This window comes from Brenneria tiliae (genome assembly GCF_023347575.1).
In the GTDB taxonomy this organism is placed as follows: domain Bacteria; phylum Pseudomonadota; class Gammaproteobacteria; order Enterobacterales; family Enterobacteriaceae; genus Brenneria; species Brenneria corticis.
In genome coordinates this window covers 95,933-110,706 of record NZ_JAKPCB010000098.1, presented here as the reverse complement: position 1 = coordinate 110,706, position 14,774 = coordinate 95,933, and the positions used below count along the sequence as shown (strand labels likewise).

At 54.0% G+C, this 14,774-nt stretch carries 14 protein-coding genes; 11 read left to right on the top strand and 3 right to left on the bottom strand.

Features of this window, described 5'->3' with window-relative positions:
• The first annotated feature begins 5 nt into the window (after positions 1-5).
• Positions 6-308 (top strand): chaperone modulator CbpM, encoded by a 303-nt coding sequence (locus tag MFP24_RS12975; protein WP_249230874.1) that lies wholly within the window; start codon positions 6-8, stop codon positions 306-308.
• A 54-nt stretch (positions 309-362) separates the two neighbouring features.
• Here MFP24_RS12975 and pfkB read toward each other — a convergent pair whose 3' ends face one another.
• The 3 genes from pfkB to MFP24_RS12960 form a co-directional block, all read right to left on the bottom strand.
• Positions 363-1,310, bottom strand: a complete 948-nt coding sequence (gene pfkB / locus MFP24_RS12970; protein ID WP_249230717.1) for a 6-phosphofructokinase II — start codon at positions 1,308-1,310, stop codon at positions 363-365.
• Between the two features lie 251 nt (positions 1,311-1,561).
• Positions 1,562-2,290 (bottom strand): EAL domain-containing protein, encoded by a 729-nt coding sequence (locus MFP24_RS12965; protein WP_249230716.1) that lies wholly within the window; start codon positions 2,288-2,290, stop codon positions 1,562-1,564.
• 648 nt (positions 2,291-2,938) lie between these two features.
• Positions 2,939-3,592, bottom strand: coding sequence for an EAL domain-containing protein (locus tag MFP24_RS12960; RefSeq protein ID WP_263458493.1), 654 nt, complete (start codon positions 3,590-3,592; stop codon positions 2,939-2,941).
• Positions 3,593-3,863: 271 nt separating this feature from the next.
• Between MFP24_RS12960 and MFP24_RS12955 the strand changes: the two genes are divergently transcribed.
• The 10 genes from MFP24_RS12955 (at position 3,864) to MFP24_RS12910 (ending at position 14,675) form a co-directional block, all read left to right on the top strand.
• Entirely contained in the window at positions 3,864-4,022 is a 159-nt protein-coding gene (locus tag MFP24_RS12955) for a hypothetical protein (protein ID WP_249230713.1), read from the top strand.
• 245 nt (positions 4,023-4,267) lie between these two features.
• A complete protein-coding gene (cspA, locus tag MFP24_RS12950) occupies positions 4,268-4,486 on the top strand; it encodes an RNA chaperone/antiterminator CspA (RefSeq protein WP_009114380.1) in 219 nt (72 codons plus the stop codon).
• Positions 4,487-4,862: 376 nt separating this feature from the next.
• Positions 4,863-5,786, top strand: coding sequence for a kdo(2)-lipid IV(A) palmitoleoyltransferase (gene lpxP, locus MFP24_RS12945; RefSeq protein ID WP_249230712.1), 924 nt, complete (start codon positions 4,863-4,865; stop codon positions 5,784-5,786).
• Positions 5,787-6,568: 782 nt separating this feature from the next.
• On the top strand, positions 6,569-7,918 hold the full coding sequence (locus MFP24_RS12940; RefSeq protein ID WP_249230711.1) for an NCS2 family permease: 1,350 nt from the start codon (positions 6,569-6,571) through the stop codon (positions 7,916-7,918).
• A gap of 383 nt (positions 7,919-8,301) precedes the next feature.
• A complete protein-coding gene (locus MFP24_RS12935; RefSeq protein ID WP_249230710.1) occupies positions 8,302-9,309 on the top strand; it encodes a dipeptidase in 1,008 nt (335 codons plus the stop codon).
• An 18-nt stretch (positions 9,310-9,327) separates the two neighbouring features.
• On the top strand, positions 9,328-10,401 hold the full coding sequence (locus MFP24_RS12930) for an ABC transporter substrate-binding protein (protein WP_249230709.1): 1,074 nt from the start codon (positions 9,328-9,330) through the stop codon (positions 10,399-10,401).
• 21 nt (positions 10,402-10,422) lie between these two features.
• Positions 10,423-11,496 carry an ABC transporter ATP-binding protein gene (locus MFP24_RS12925; protein ID WP_249230708.1) on the top strand — a complete coding sequence of 358 codons (1,074 nt, stop codon included), beginning with the start codon at positions 10,423-10,425 and terminating at the stop codon, positions 11,494-11,496.
• Complete coding sequence (locus MFP24_RS12920; protein ID WP_249230707.1) at positions 11,493-12,356, top strand: ABC transporter permease; 864 nt, start codon at positions 11,493-11,495, stop codon at positions 12,354-12,356. The genes MFP24_RS12925 and MFP24_RS12920 overlap by 4 nt, the downstream gene beginning before the upstream one ends.
• Positions 12,353-13,150, top strand: a complete 798-nt coding sequence (locus tag MFP24_RS12915; RefSeq protein WP_249230706.1) for an ABC transporter permease — start codon at positions 12,353-12,355, stop codon at positions 13,148-13,150. The genes MFP24_RS12920 and MFP24_RS12915 overlap by 4 nt, the downstream gene beginning before the upstream one ends.
• 37 nt (positions 13,151-13,187) lie before the next feature.
• Positions 13,188-14,675, top strand: a complete 1,488-nt coding sequence (locus MFP24_RS12910; protein ID WP_249230705.1) for a carboxylesterase/lipase family protein — start codon at positions 13,188-13,190, stop codon at positions 14,673-14,675.
• Positions 14,676-14,774: the final 99 nt, after the last annotated feature.

The window sequence follows — 14,774 nt, the reverse complement described above, 5'->3', positions numbered from 1 at the left end:
ATATGATGGCTGAAGAAATGACATTTACCGTGGTGGAACTGTGTCAGTCAGTAAATATCTCTCAGGACGAACTGATTGAAGTCGTCGGGCTGGGCGTTATTGAGCCGCTGGAGCGGGATAAACCGCGCTGGGTTTTTGATTATGATGCGGTGAGCTGCCTGCGGCGTGCCCGGCGGCTACAGGCCGAGCTGGATCTGGACTGGTCGGGCATTGCGATGACGCTGACCCTGCTGGACAGAATCGACGAGCTCAAACAAGAGAATGAGCAGTTACGCCGGCATCTTGATCGCTTTTTGCTCTCGTCATAACGCGTTAACGGGGCTGAAATCTTTATTGCTCAGCCCCAGCAGGATTGACCCCATTCAGGCGGATAATGCCTTGCTCTGGCAAATGTATTCGTACAGGCGCTGCGTATCCTCTTTCGCGCACAGACGCGTGCCGTGGTTCAGCGTCGCCGCTGTCCCGGCGGCGACGCCATAGCGCACCATATCGCCCAGCCCGGCGCCGGCAGCCAGCTTTAATGTCATGGCGCCGACCATGCTGTCCCCTGCGCCTACGGTGCTCATTTTTTTCACCGGCGGCGGAACGGCCTGAATGCAGTTTTTACCATCGATTGCCAATGCCCCCTGTGGACCCAGCGACACCACCACCCGCTCAGCCGCGCCTTTGCGCACCAGTTCGGCCGCCGCGTTATAGACGTCATCCGGGCTTTCCAGCGGGTGTCCGATCAGGGCCGACAGCTCATTCTGGTTAGGTTTCACCAGCGCCAGTCCCCCCAGTTGCAGGCAGGCTTGCAGTGCGGCGCCGGAGCTATCGACAATACAGCTTAATCCGCCTCCCTGAGCCTGCTTCACCAGGTGGGCCAGCTTATCGACGTCGCAACCGGGCGGCAGGCTGCCGCTGATGACCAATAGCGAATCCGACGGGATCTTCAATACCCGCTCGGTCAACTGGTTGAACTCGCTTGCGGTCAGCCTGGCGCCGGGCATCACAAAACGGAACTGTTCACCGCTATTATCGGCATGAACGTGCAGGTTCTGTCGCGTCCAGTCCTGCGTGTGCAGCGTTTCGGTTGCGACGCCTTCCTGTTCGAGCAACTCGGCCAGATGCTCGCCCGTGGGACCGCCAATCGGAAAAATTGCCCGGGCTTTTCCCCCCAGATGGACAACGGCCCGTGCAACATTAATGCCGCCGCCTCCGGGTTCGAACACCGGAGCCGTGCAGCGTAGTTTTCCTTCAGGGTAAATTCTGGGCGTGGTTGTGGCGCAATCCAGAGAAGGGGCAAGGGTGAGCGTAAAAATCTGCGGCATAGTATGTCCTCCATTCAGATTTATTAATATTTATTTGATTTTAATGGTATTTAATATTATTCGATAGGCTCAATCCTGTTTGATGAAAAGGCGTTCCGTCAGCCGTTTTATCTGCGAGACGCGTTATGCTGATTAATTGATTATGGAGGAAAAACGCTTAAGTTTCCTGCAGATTGCAGTATGACGGGTATGTTCTGATTGAACAGCTGCGGATAGCGAACGGCGGACAGTGGAAAGAAAAGATTTACACATCATGTGCGCCATGGCGGTCGCGTGCTGGCTTGCGTTGGCAATTCCGGTAAGTTATCGAGCAGGTATGTCGGGTAAATGTTTCCTTGCATCCCCTCTATTCCACTGCATTTCAAATACTCATATTCTGCATAGTCCTGTACGCCGTCAATAATGACGCCGCGACAAAATTTTTTCATATTTTTTACCAGCACCGGGAAAATATGATCTTTGCTGCTTTTCATCATCTCTAAATAAAAATTTTTATCCAATTTTATATAGCTGAAAACTGACTGGGTAACGGCATAGAGGCTGGCGTTGCCTCTGCCCAAATCATTCAGCCAGAGCGGATAGCGTTCGTGCAATTTCGCCAGCAGCGGATTGCGCTTCCCATCGTTAAGATTTGGGAACATTTCATCTATTTTCAAATGGATAAATGGGGAGCTGTCCAGTAAATCACTCAGGAAGCGATCCTGTAGTAGGAAAGTCGCCGTGACGAAATCGATGTTTACGGTTACCAGGACGTCGTTATCAATGAAGTATGAGCGTTTCTCTGAAATACATTCCAGTTGTTCAATCAATAAAATTTGCTTTTCTGACGGGCTCATGGCTTGAATGCGTTTTTTGGTACTCAGCCATCCATCCTTATCTCGGGCAAGCAATTCCATGGCGAACATTTTGTACTGGCAATTATAAATAGGCTGGGTAACATAGTGCCACCTGCCGTTTAAGTCTAATACTGAATCTACCATCTTCCGACTCCCTGTTTACGAAGGTGCGGAATATTATTGATCGATCAGTAAAACTGATCAATATATCCTTATTAATTGCTTAAAATGATTGATTGGCCGATCGATCCGACCCGTATTGATAGGCTATGCCGTTGAATAGTATTGAAAAATTTTGTTTAGTGCAAAATTAAACGGGGGAGTGATTTGAAAGAAAATATTATTTATCAATATATAATTTCACCAAAGCAAAATTTTTTACATTGAACTGTTATGCCGCGGAGTCTGCTGCAACAGTTTATGGTTTGCGGCCCATATGTATTCAAAAAGAATAATTTGCCCGCGAAGTTTCAGGGGGCGCTAAACAATAGCGTATCAAATGTACAGATGGCCTGGTCGATTTTTGATGTCGTCAATCCTGTGCGCGCAACGTTTTTACTACCCGGCGCAAAAGTGACCGTCAGGCTGTCTGGCCGATGGGCGCGGCGGGTCAGTTCCGGGAGCAGTGCGATTTCCTGCCATTGCTATGGCACGGTAATAGTCATTATCTATGCAACCTTCGTTTTCTCATTTTCCGTTTTTTTATTAATTTATCTTTATTTATATTTTTACGGTGTTTTATGAAGGAATAGATAGTGATTAAAGTTGATACTAATAATATGATCGGTAGGCTCATTTTTTTAATATTGGTAAATTATCTAATCTATAGCTCGGGTAAATATGCCCTTGCATTCCGTCTATGTCGCAATTTTTTAAAAGGAAATATTCCGCATTGTTTTGTACTCCCTCGATAATGACGCCTTGACAGTATTTTTTAATGTTTGATATCAGTACAGGTAAGGTATATTCCTTTCCGTTTCTTATCATTTCCCAGTAAAAATGCTTATCCACCTTGACGTAGCTGAATGTAGACTGGCTGAGCGCATAGATATTGGCGTTTCCGCTGCCAAAGTCGTCCAGCCACAGCAGGTAACGTTCATAGAGTTTTGCCAGGAGTGGATTACGTAGCCCATCACTAAGGTTCGGGAAGTTTTCGCTTATCTCCAGACGAATAAAGGGTAAATTATCCAGTAAATTCCTGATATAAGAATCTCGGGACAAAAACATCGCCATGGCGAAATCAACGTTTACCGATAGCAGTATGTCGTTATCTATAAAATAGCATTGCTTTGTTGTAATCGATTCCAACTGATCCACGAGTAACGCTTGCTTTTCAGATGAACTCATCTGCTGAATGTATTTTTCCGAATACAGCCCCTGATCATTGAAACGAGTAAGCAGCTCCATCGCGAATAGCCGGTTCCGGCAACTATAGATGGGTTCCATAACATAGTGCTTCTTAGCATATGAGATTGACTCGACGGCCATCATAATTCCCTGTTTGGCTCTGTTTGGAGCATTATTGATCGATCGCTAAAACTGATCAATATAATTATATTGACCTGATAAAACGATTGGTTTATCGATCAATTCTGGCTATTTGATAGGTTAAAACTTTGATCATTTTGAAATATTCTGGATGAGGCCGATTACGGCCTGAATTTCTCCGCGCCTAATCGGCACGCTGGTAAGATCAAGGACGCGGTGAGGGGAGAGTGTGGTTAATTCGATGGGACGGGTTGAAAGCGGCGCTGTTTTGACGCGGGCCGCGGATATCGCCACTGGAAGTATCGGCGAGATGGCTATGACTGATAAGATCAGGATGATTGCCTTGATTAAGGCGTTCGCTATTATTCCTGTCGGCCTGAAGCAATAAAGGGATAATCAAGATTCTTTGCAAGAAAGGCTTGCTATAAAAATTCGTTCGTGCGTTAATAGCTTCAACGGCCTGGAATGCAGACCTATTTATGAAAGACATTGTAATTAAGCGGTTCCTAGTTCAAGCGATGCACCCAATCTCTTATCCGACGAATTTCCTTCTTATAAGTGCCCATAAGTAATCACTGTTACAGACCATCTCCGCCCTATAGTGGCTATCTAAATATATAAAGGAAATTCTCTATGTCTAATAAAATGACTGGATTGGTAAAATGGTTTGACGCTGGTAAAGGTTTTGGTTTCATCACCCCGACTGACGGCAGCAAAGACGTATTCGTTCACTTCTCCGCCATCCAAGGCCAGGGTAACGACTACAAAAGTCTGGACGAAGGCCAGAAAGTGGAATTCAGCGTTGAAAGCGGCCAGAAAGGCCCATCAGCAGTGAATGTTTCCGTAATCTAATGGTCTTCCGCCGATGAATCTTACCTGGCTTTAGCGCTTTCGTCCGGTTCATCGCTGAAAACACCTGATTATGCATTAAGCCCCGCAGATATTCTGAGGGGCTTAATTATTTCTATTATTACTACTCCTATCCTTATTCCGAATCGAGTATCATGTCCGCAGCTGTTGCCGATTGGCAGGTGGGACCTGAATACTTCTCATGCCCCTTCCAAACCTGCTTTCCCTGCTTTGGCTTTAACCATAAAGACCGAGGCGGTTAGACTGAATTTCGTGCAAGACGGCAACTATTATACGGTAGGTAGTGTCATAGTCGATGTTACGTGCAGGAGTGCTTTCTTTATGCGGTACGCGCTTTGAACACTTAAAGATGAGTCTCATGAGAATTAAACAAACATTTACCAGGGGTTTCCTCCATCCTCGCTACTGGGCCACATGGTTCGGTCTCGGCTTCCTGTTTCTGCTGGTGCAACTTCCCTATCCGCTGCTGATGAAAATCGGCAGCAGCGTCGGCCGTTTTTCCCGCTTTTTTCTTAAACGCAGAGTGGCGATTGCCCGGCGTAACCTTGAACTTTGCTTTCCCGCTATTTCTGTTGCGGAGCGGGAAGCGATGATCGTCAATAATTTCTCCTCGCTGGGGATGGCGCTGGTGGAAACGGGTATGGCCTGGTTTTGGTCGGATCGCCGTGTTCGTCACTGGTTTGATGTGTCGGGACTGGAAAATTTACAGCAAGCCTGCGCCAAAGAGCGCGGGGTGATGGTGATTGGCATCCACTTTATGTCGCTGGAGCTGGGCGGCAGGGCGATGGGGCTGTGCCGGCCGCTGATGGCGATGTATCGGCCGCATAACAATAAAGTGATGGAGCTGGTGCAAACCTGGGGCCGCTCCCGTTCCAACAAGGCGATGATCGATCGTAAGGATCTGCGCGGCATGGTGCGCGCGCTGAAAGGCGGCGAAGCCGTATGGTTTGCTCCGGACCAGGACTACGGCCCGAAAGGCAGCGTTTTCGCGCCGTTCTTCGCCGTGAAGAAAGCGGCGACCACCAGCGGCACTTTTACCATTGCGCGTTTGGCCAAGCCGGCGATGGTCACCACGGTGCTTATCCGCAAGCCTGACGCTTCCGGGTATAAGCTGGTGATTCAGCCTGAGTTGCAGGATTATCCGTATAATGACGAGCAGCAAGCCGCCTGTTACATGAACAAAGTGATAGAAAAGGAAATCATGCGGGCGCCGGAGCAATATCTTTGGCTGCATCGCCGTTTCAAAACCCGCCCCAACGGGGAAGTCTCGCTTTATGCCTGAGAGGGTTGCGGGCTGCGCGGCACTTCGGCGCTGGCGAACGCCGTTATAGCGGGATCCGGCGCCGGTGAGTGACGCAGCGGTAATCTGGCCGGGCGGCAATCACCCGGTACGATTAACGGAAAATGGCGAGGGGGTTGCTACCGCAGTAGGTTTTGCCCAACGCTTTTAATAGCTTATTGATTTTACGGACAATATTCATCTTTATCCCCTTCACGTTTGCTGTTCTCAGAGGTTGAAAGTACCAAAGCTTACGCTGGTGTTTTCAAATATGGCGATGATTTTTTTCAGCAGTTTCATTTTGCGGATTCCTCGTTAGCGAATTTATTTCTGTGATTCTCGTCACGTTTTAAAGCATACTCGAGTTGATATGGCCGGTCAATTTTTTTGTGATGTCAGTCACAAAAAATGAACGCCGAGTTTGCTTGAAGTAAACTGCCGTTTTGATTCATTCCGTCGTCCATCAAAACCTTTCCCCGTTCGCAGTTTCTCTCCCGCCGATCTGCCGACGCCGTTTTTTTATCAGCGGAATGGCTGGCGTGCGTTTATGCGGCAACTATAGGTAAATAGTGTTGATTAGCAGTTGAAATGGACGCCGGGGAAGCAGGATAATCGTTTGCTTCGCATAACCTGGCTCAATTTTGTGGTTTTGCATCGCACGAAGTAATCGTTTGCGTGCACGGCCTTATGGTTCATGGTGCGTCGGCTGACGCATGCCCGGTGCAAGGCCGGGTGAACGGAACCGCATTGACCTTAATAATGATGACATCTCAGGGGATACCACCATGTCAAATACCACTCGTCAGGCGGATAGTGCGCTTGATGCATTTTTTAAAATAACGCAGCGCGGCAGCAACGTGCGTCAGGAAGTGTTGGCTGGATTAACCACCTTTCTGGCCATGGTTTACTCGGTGATTGTCGTACCGGGCATGTTGGGCAAAGCCGGCTTCCCTCCGGCGGCGGTGTTTGTCGCCACCTGTCTGGTTGCCGGGGTGGGTTCATTGCTGATGGGGCTGTGGGCCAACCTGCCGCTGGCTATCGGCTGTGCGATTTCCCTGACCGCCTTTACGGCGTTCAGCCTGGTATTGGGTCAGCAGATCAGCATTCCGGTGGCGCTGGGGGCGATTTTCCTGATGGGGGTGCTGTTCACCGTTATTTCCGCCACCGGGATCCGTACCTGGATCCTGCGTAATCTCCCGCTGGGGGTGGCGCACGGAACCGGGATAGGTATCGGCCTGTTCCTGCTGATTATTGCCGCCAACGGTATCGGGCTGGTGATTAAAAATCCGATTGAGGGCCTGCCCGTCGCCCTGGGAGATTTTACTTCTTTCCCGGTTATCATGGCGTTGCTGGGTCTGGCTGCCACCATCGGCTTGGAAAAGCGCCGCGTTCCGGGCGGTATTTTGCTGGTTATCATCGTGATTTCCATTATCGGCCTGATCTTCGATCCGAACGTGAAATATCAGGGCTGGTTTGCCTGGCCGACGTTGACCGGCGAGGACGGGACGTCGCTGATCTTCAGTCTGGATATTATCGGCGCGTTGCAGCCAGTGATATTGCCCAGCGTTCTGGCGCTGGTGATGACGGCGGTGTTTGATGCGACCGGAACGATCCGCGCGGTTGCCGGCCAGGCGAATCTGCTGGATAAGGACGGACAAATCATCAATGGCGGCAAAGCGCTGACCTCCGACTCCGTCAGCAGTATTCTTTCCAGCCTGGTGGGGACTTCTCCGGCGGCGGTATATATTGAATCCGCGGCGGGTACCGCCGCGGGGGGGAAAACCGGTCTGACCGCGACGGTGGTCGGGGTGCTGTTCCTGCTGATTCTGTTTTTGTCGCCGCTGTCCTATCTGGTTCCCGGCTATGCCACCGCGCCCGCGCTGATGTACGTCGGTTTGCTGATGCTGGGCAACGTGTCCAAACTGAACTTTGACGACTTCGTAGATGCGATGTCGGGCCTGGTTTGTGCGGTGTTTATCGTGCTGACCTGCAACATCGTGACCGGTATTATGCTGGGCTTCGGTTCGCTGGTGCTGGGGCGTATTTTCTCCGGCGAATGGCGCAAGCTGAATATCGGCACCGTGCTTATCGCCGTTGCGCTGGTGGCGTTCTACGCCGGCGGCTGGGCGCTGTAATCCGGCGCGCATGCGGGGGACGTCGTCCCCCGTATAACCTTATACCTCTCCCGCGTTTTTCCTGATTTCCCCGCTATCCCGAATCTGAATTTCGTCACCGGCATCGTGACGCCGATATCCAATATGTAATCATAATGTTTTTTATTTGGCTCATAAGCTAAGCGAAATTTATAATTAACAAATCACATAAAAGGTGGCTTAGAATGCAAATAATGAATAGTAAATAAGGGTTAATAATGGTGGATGAGAGAATCTAATATTAATAAAGCTATCGGCGGGATTTATTTTCCCCGTCAGCGGGAAATAGCTTTTTCGCATCTTGAACGTCAATTCCACTGAGTCCGTATCAGAAACTAATCGTATTATATTCAGGTGATAATTTTATGAGCGCCAGGCAATTACACCAGCGGGCCAGGGTTATCGACGGCTTGCAAACCAGCGAATGGACGCGTGAAAATTTTATTGAAATGCGCGCCGCGGGTTTGACCGCGGTTAATTGCTCCTCCGTGCTATGGGAAAATTTTCGTGAAGGGATTGCCTATGTCTCGCAGTGGAAACGCCTGCTGCGCGAGAACAGCGATTTAATCCGTCCGGTGAAAACGGTGGCCGATATTGCCGCGGCCAAACGGGAAAATCGCACTGGGATCATTCTTGGCTGGCAAAACACCTCGCCGCTGGAAGACAAGCTGGACTATATCGAAATTTTCAAGGATCTGGGCGTCGGCGTGATGCAATTGACCTACAACACCCAGAACTACTCCGGCGCGGGGTATCTGGAGGAGCATGACGGTGGATTGACCGGGTTCGGCAAGGAAGTGCTGGCGGAAATGAACCGCGTCGGCGTGCTGTGCGACTTAAGCCACGTGGGCGATCGCACCAGCGCCGATGTGATTCAACGCTCACGCGCGCCGGTATGCATTTCCCATGTGCTGCCGCGGGCGCTGAAGGACGTTAAACGCAATAAGCCCGATGAGTTGCTGCAAGGCTGCGCCGAAAACGGCGGGATAGTCGGCATCAGCCTGTTTGCTCCGGGGCTGGCGGCAGGCAATGACGCCACCATTGAGGATTATCTCGATGCCATGAGTTATGTCATTGAACTGGTGGGGGAAGATCATGTGGGCATCGGTACCGACTTCTCTCAGGGCCGTCCGCGGCCGGGACCGTATTTGCTGTGGGCCAATCGGGATAAGGGCACCGCTCGCAAGCTAACCGAATTTGGTTCGGTAAAAATCAATAAGCCGCAGGGAATTGCGCGTATCAGCGATATTCCCAACCTGACCGAGCGCATGTTTGCCCGCGGCTGGCGGCCCGAACTGATCCTGAAACTGCTGGGCGACAACTGGCTGCGAGTGCTTGATGCGGCATGGCGGCCCGCGGCTGACGCGGTTTGATTAATCTGAGGCAATCCAATGAAAAATACCTTATCCCGCTTTTCATTATTAAATATGGCCGCTGGCCTAAGCGCCATCGTCTGCTGCGCGCTGATTTCCGTTTCGGCCCATGCGGAGGAGCGCGGGGTGGTTAATATCGTCGGTTTCTCCGGCGTATTTGCCGATAATTATAAAAAATTCGTTATCGAACCCTTTAAAGCCAAATATCCTCATATCGAGGTGAATTACCAGCAAAGCAAGAATTCGGCCGAGTCTCTGGCGTTGCTGACGCTGCAGAAAAATAATCCCAAGATAGACGTGGCGCTGATTGATGTGGCGGTGGCGATCCGCGCCAATAAACAGGGCTTATTTGCGCAGCTCGATCCGAACATCGTCGGCAATTTAAAAGATATTCCCGCCTGGGCCAATATTGACGCCAACCGCACCATCGCCTTCTCCCAGGATAACCTGTCCATTCTGTATAACACCGATAACGTCAAACAGCCTCCGCTCAGCTGGAACGATCTGGCGGATAGTCGGTACAAAGGGAAAATAGCGGCGCCCCTGGCGGATACCCGCGGGGTGATTCTGCTCCCCATTCTGACCAGACTGCAGGGCGGCGATTACAAACGGAGTATTGAACCGGGTATTAACCTGCTCAAGCAAATCGCCCCGAATGTATCCACCTGGGATCCGGCGCCGGACTGCTACGCGGTGATTCAGAGCGGCGAGGCGGATTTGGCGATCTGCTGGAATGGCCGGGCGCAATATCTTCACGATACGCAAGGGGGCAAAATCGGCATCGCCTTGCCGAAAGAAGGCAGCATCGGTCAGACCAACACCATTAATCTGGTGAAGGGCTCCGCGAATGCCCATGCGGCTCAGCTGTTCGTCAATTACGCCATCGGCGCGCAGGCGCAGACCCTGTTTGCCGAAAAGAGTTTCTACGGACCGGTGAATCAGGCGGTGACGCTGCCGGACGCCGTCGCCGAACGAATCTACGGCAGCAAGGAGGCGCAGGCGGCGCAAATGTCGCTGGACTGGCCCTGGGTGGCGGAACAATACGCGCCGTGGATCCAGCGGATTCGCCGCGAAGTCATAGCGGTTAACTGATTTGATGCCGACAGGGTTTATATGTCTGATTTCCATGTTGTGGTGGACGATCTGGTAAAAACGTATCCGGGTTGCGCCGCGCCGTCCGTCGACCACGTCAGCTTTTCGCTATCCCAGGGGGAAATGCTGGCGCTGCTCGGTCCCTCCGGCTGCGGCAAGACGACGATTTTACGCATGATCGCAGGGCTGATAGAGCCGGATGCCGGCGCGATAAGCCTGAACGGGCGGGATATCTCGGCCATTCCCGTTTATCAGCGCAATATCGGCATGGTTTTCCAGTCATATGCGCTGTTCCCGCATATGACCATTGCCCAGAATATCGCTTTTGGTCTGGACGCGCGCGGGGTGGGCCGCACGGAACGGGATGAGCGCGTCAGGAAAGCGCTGGATCTGGTGAAGCTGAACGGTTTTGGCGATCGCCGCGTCGGCCAGCTTTCCGGCGGGCAGCAACAGCGGGCGGCCATTGCCCGCTCGCTGGTGATTGAACCGGCGCTGCTGCTGTTTGATGAACCGCTATCCAATCTTGATGCCAAGCTGCGCGATGAGATGCGTGATGAGATCCGCGACATTCAGCGGCGCACCGGCGTTACCGCTATTTTTGTCACTCACGATCAGGATGAAGCGCTGTCGATGGCGGATCGTCTGGTGGTGATGTCCGACGGCCGTCTGGAGCAAATCGGCACCCCGGGCGATATTTTCGACCGTCCGCAAAGCGACTTCGTGGCCCGCTTTATCGGCAACGGCAACTTTTTCTCGGCGCGCATAACCGCGAATGGGGAGGCTGAAATCGCCGGGTTAGGCGCCATTCGCCTTGCCGGCGAGACGGTGCCGGGCGAGACGGCGCGGCTGTTGATTCGTCCTCACCGCCTGGCGCCGGCCCTGGCGGGGAATAACGCCGGCGTTAATCGCTTCAGCGGTATCGTCGAGCGTATCGTCTATCGCGGGCAGGTGCAGTCGCTGACGGTGATTTGCGGCCAGCATCGGCTGCAGGCGGAGATATTTACCCATGTCGGCTATGCGCCGCAGGTGGGCGATCCTATTACCCTGACCGTCGATCCCGCCGACGTCACCTTAATCCGGCGGAAAACCCCATGAAAGAGCGGACCCATCGGCGCGCCCTGCTGTTAATGCTGCTGTTGCCCGGCCTGCTGGCGCTGGGCGTCACTTTCCTTGCGCCGCTGCTCTGGCTGATGCGCGCTTCGCTTTCCCCATCGGCGTTCAGCGGCGGCGATTCCGCCTGGACGCTGGCGTCTTATCAAAGCATCGTGCTCGATCCTTTTTACTGGCGGGTGGCCGGCAATACGCTGGCGTTGGGTCTTGGCGTCAGCGCGGCGGCGGTGGCGCTTTCCTATCCGGTGGCGTTATTCCTGGTGCGCAGCACCAGCCGCTGGCGAGGCGTATTAACGGCGCTGGCCGTGGCGCCGTTACTGACCTCAATGGTGGTCAGAACCTACGGCTGGATGGTATTGCTGGGGGATAAGGGGGTGATAAACAGCCTATTGCTGTGGCTATCGCTGATTGAGTTCCCGCTGAAATTAACCAATAACGCGCTGGGGGCCGGCATCGCCCTGGTGGAGATTCTGATGCCCTACGCCATTCTGGCGATGCTGAGCGGCTTCGGCAGGCTGAACCGCCAGTTGGAGGAAGCCGCCAGTACCCTGGGGGCCAATCGCTGGCAGATCTTTTATCGCATTATTCTGCCGTTAAGCCTGCCCGGGATTTTAACCGCCGCCCTGCTGGTCTTTGTGCTGAGCATATCGGCGTTCGTCACGCCGCGGCTGATGGGCGGCGGGCGGGTTTTCGTGCTGGGCACGGAAATATTCAGCGAAGCCACGGTCACCCTTAACTGGACGCTGGCCGCGGCCCTGTCGTTTATCCTGTTGCTGCTGTTCGGCGGCATTATTTTTCTGTATCAACGGGCGTTGCGCTCCGTGGAAGGGGAGGGCGCGGCATGACGCGTCGCCGTATCGCGGCCGGCAGGGTTGCCTGGCATGCCTTGATCGCGCTGATTTATCTTTTTCTGTTGGCCCCGATTATCGTGGTGTTGATCATTTCGTTTGATACCCGGCAATATCTCTCTTTTCCGCCGGAGAGTTTCTCCTGGGGTTCCTATCGCAAGGTGATTGATAATGCTGAATTTATCGCCGCTTTCTGGCGTAGTCTGGTCATTGGCGTCACCGTCGGTACGATTGCCGTCATCGCCGGCATTCTGCTTGCGCTGGCGATAACCCGTTACCGTTTCCGCGGACGGCGGCTAATCTCATTTCTGGTGGCCGCTCCGTTTTTGGTACCGCATATCGTGCTGGCGGTGGGGTTGATGCTGGTGCTTGCGCCGCTGGGGCTGCTCGATAGCTATGGCGGTATTATTCTGGCCCATCTGGGCATTACCATTCCCTACACCGTGCGCACCATCAGCATGAGCTTGCTGGCGGTTGATCCCCGGCTGGAAGAGGCGGCGCTCATCCACGGCGCCCGGCCGTTCAGGGTATTCCGGTGTATTACCTTGCCGTTAATCCGGCCGGGACTGATAGCGGGCGCGGTGATCGCTTTTCTGATCTCCTTTGATGAAGCCACGCTGTCGCTGTTTATCGTCTCAACCCATACCTCAACGCTGCCGACCGAAATTTATCGCTATCTGGAATACTCCACCGACCCGCAAATCGCGGCGCTTTCCGTGATGCTGATTTTGATTTCGGTGCTGGTGGTGGTGATTCTGGAGCGGCTGGTCGGGCTACGCAAGGCGCTGTGAAGCCTCGCTTTTATCCTTCTCGAGTAGCGGAAAAAATATGATGATCGTGGAAACGCAGGCCGGCCGGGTGGAAGGCGTGATGGAAAACGGCATCGCCACCTTTCTGGGGATACCCTACGCCGCGCCGATTACGGCGGAAAATCGATTTTGCGCGCCGCAGTCGGCGGCGGCCTGGCCGGGGATCCGCCCGGCGAAAACCTTCGGCAGCGTCTGTCCTCAGCATCCCACCTACGGGCCGGTGGGCTGCGCCGCCGCCTCGCATCTGGCGGCGGGAAGCGATTTTTTGACCCTGAATATCCGCACTCCCGACCTTGGCGGATGCGCGCCGGTGCTGGTGTGGATCCACGGCGGCGGGTACGCGGTGGGTTCGGCCAATGAAGCCCTGTTGCAAACCGGCGCTTTCGCCGCCGGCGGCATTGTTGAAGTCAGTGTGAATTATCGCCTGGGGGCGCTGGGGTTTATGCATCTGGGCGGCGAATATCCCGATAACCGCGGGCTGTTGGATCAAATCGCGGCTTTGCGGTGGGTGCAGCGGAATATCGCCGCCTTTGGCGGCGATCCCCGGCGCGTGACGTTCGCCGGGCGTTCGGCCGGCGGTTTTTCCGTCGCCGCGGTGATGGCGATGCCGCAGGCCGCGGGGCTGTTTTCCCGGGCGTTGCTGCAAAGCGGGGCGAGTACCGGGCTCGCTTCGCCGGATGAGGCGCGCAAGGTGACCGCCAGAGTATTGCGTGCGCTGAACGCGGACGCGCGCGATCTGAGGACGCTGCCGCTGGAACGCCTGCTGCTGGCGCAAAAATCCGTTTGTGACGAGTCCTATCACCGGCATGATTATGCGCGGGACGGCGCCATAACCATGCTGGGCGCTCCTTTTGTGCCGGTTATCGACGGTATTTCATTGCCGTCGCACCCGGAGCGGGCGGCGGAAGCCGGCCTGATTGCGCCGGTGCCGATGATGATTGGCTGCACGACGGGAGAATATGTTACCCACTCGCAGATGCATGACGCGCTGAGCTTTGCCGATGCGGCGCGCCTGCTGGATGCGCGCGTCAGACCCTGCGGACTGCGCGGCGCGGAGATTGTCCGGCGCTATCGGGCGCGGCTGCCCGGCCACAGCGCGCTCGGCCTGTGGCGGGCGATCGGCGGCGATCTGGTTTTTCACAATCCGTCGACCCGTTTTGCCCGGTTTCACGCCCGCCGTCAGCCGGTTTATAAATATCTTTACGGCGCGCTGGCGGCGGATGAACTGGGGGCGCCCCACGGCGCCGAAGCCGGGCATGTGTGGTATCGGGACGGCGCCGATCTCAGCCATCTCAAGCCTTATCAGCGTATCGCGGACGCCGCTTTCGCCCGCTCCCTTCACGCCCTGTGGGCCGCTTTTATTCACCATCAGCGCCCCGCCCATGGAGAGATAAACTGGCCAACCTACAGTGAAAACCAGGCGCTGGTATTACGCCTGACGCCGGAAAAGATCTGGCATGAAGCCGATCCTTTTGCCCGGCGGGTGGAGTGGTGGCAAACGGAATAACCCGGCGCCGTCCCGCTCAAGGCGTCATCGGTTATCCGCTGGCGTTCGGGGGGTGAAAAAAAATGCGCAAAAGTGGAAATTTCTACGCTCAGGCGCCCG

Bases quoted from the DNA above. Each gene is read 5' to 3' on its own strand.
- cspA (WP_009114380.1), top strand. From the start codon at position 4,268: ATGTCTAATAAAATGACTGGATTGGTAAAATGGTTTGACGCTGGTAAA.
- MFP24_RS12965 (WP_249230716.1), bottom strand. From the start codon at position 2,290: ATGGTAGATTCAGTATTAGACTTAAACGGCAGGTGGCACTATGTTACC.
- MFP24_RS12925 (WP_249230708.1), top strand. From the start codon at position 10,423: ATGTCTGATTTCCATGTTGTGGTGGACGATCTGGTAAAAACGTATCCG.
- MFP24_RS12975 (WP_249230874.1), top strand. From the start codon at position 6: ATGGCTGAAGAAATGACATTTACCGTGGTGGAACTGTGTCAGTCAGTA.
- MFP24_RS12915 (WP_249230706.1), top strand. From the start codon at position 12,353: ATGACGCGTCGCCGTATCGCGGCCGGCAGGGTTGCCTGGCATGCCTTG.
- MFP24_RS12920 (WP_249230707.1), top strand. From the start codon at position 11,493: ATGAAAGAGCGGACCCATCGGCGCGCCCTGCTGTTAATGCTGCTGTTG.
- MFP24_RS12960 (WP_263458493.1), bottom strand. From the start codon at position 3,592: ATGGAACCCATCTATAGTTGCCGGAACCGGCTATTCGCGATGGAGCTG.
- lpxP (WP_249230712.1), top strand. From the start codon at position 4,863: ATGAGAATTAAACAAACATTTACCAGGGGTTTCCTCCATCCTCGCTAC.
- MFP24_RS12910 (WP_249230705.1), top strand. From the start codon at position 13,188: ATGATGATCGTGGAAACGCAGGCCGGCCGGGTGGAAGGCGTGATGGAA.
- MFP24_RS12940 (WP_249230711.1), top strand. From the start codon at position 6,569: ATGTCAAATACCACTCGTCAGGCGGATAGTGCGCTTGATGCATTTTTT.
- pfkB (WP_249230717.1), bottom strand. From the start codon at position 1,310: ATGCCGCAGATTTTTACGCTCACCCTTGCCCCTTCTCTGGATTGCGCC.
- MFP24_RS12935 (WP_249230710.1), top strand. From the start codon at position 8,302: ATGAGCGCCAGGCAATTACACCAGCGGGCCAGGGTTATCGACGGCTTG.
- MFP24_RS12930 (WP_249230709.1), top strand. From the start codon at position 9,328: ATGAAAAATACCTTATCCCGCTTTTCATTATTAAATATGGCCGCTGGC.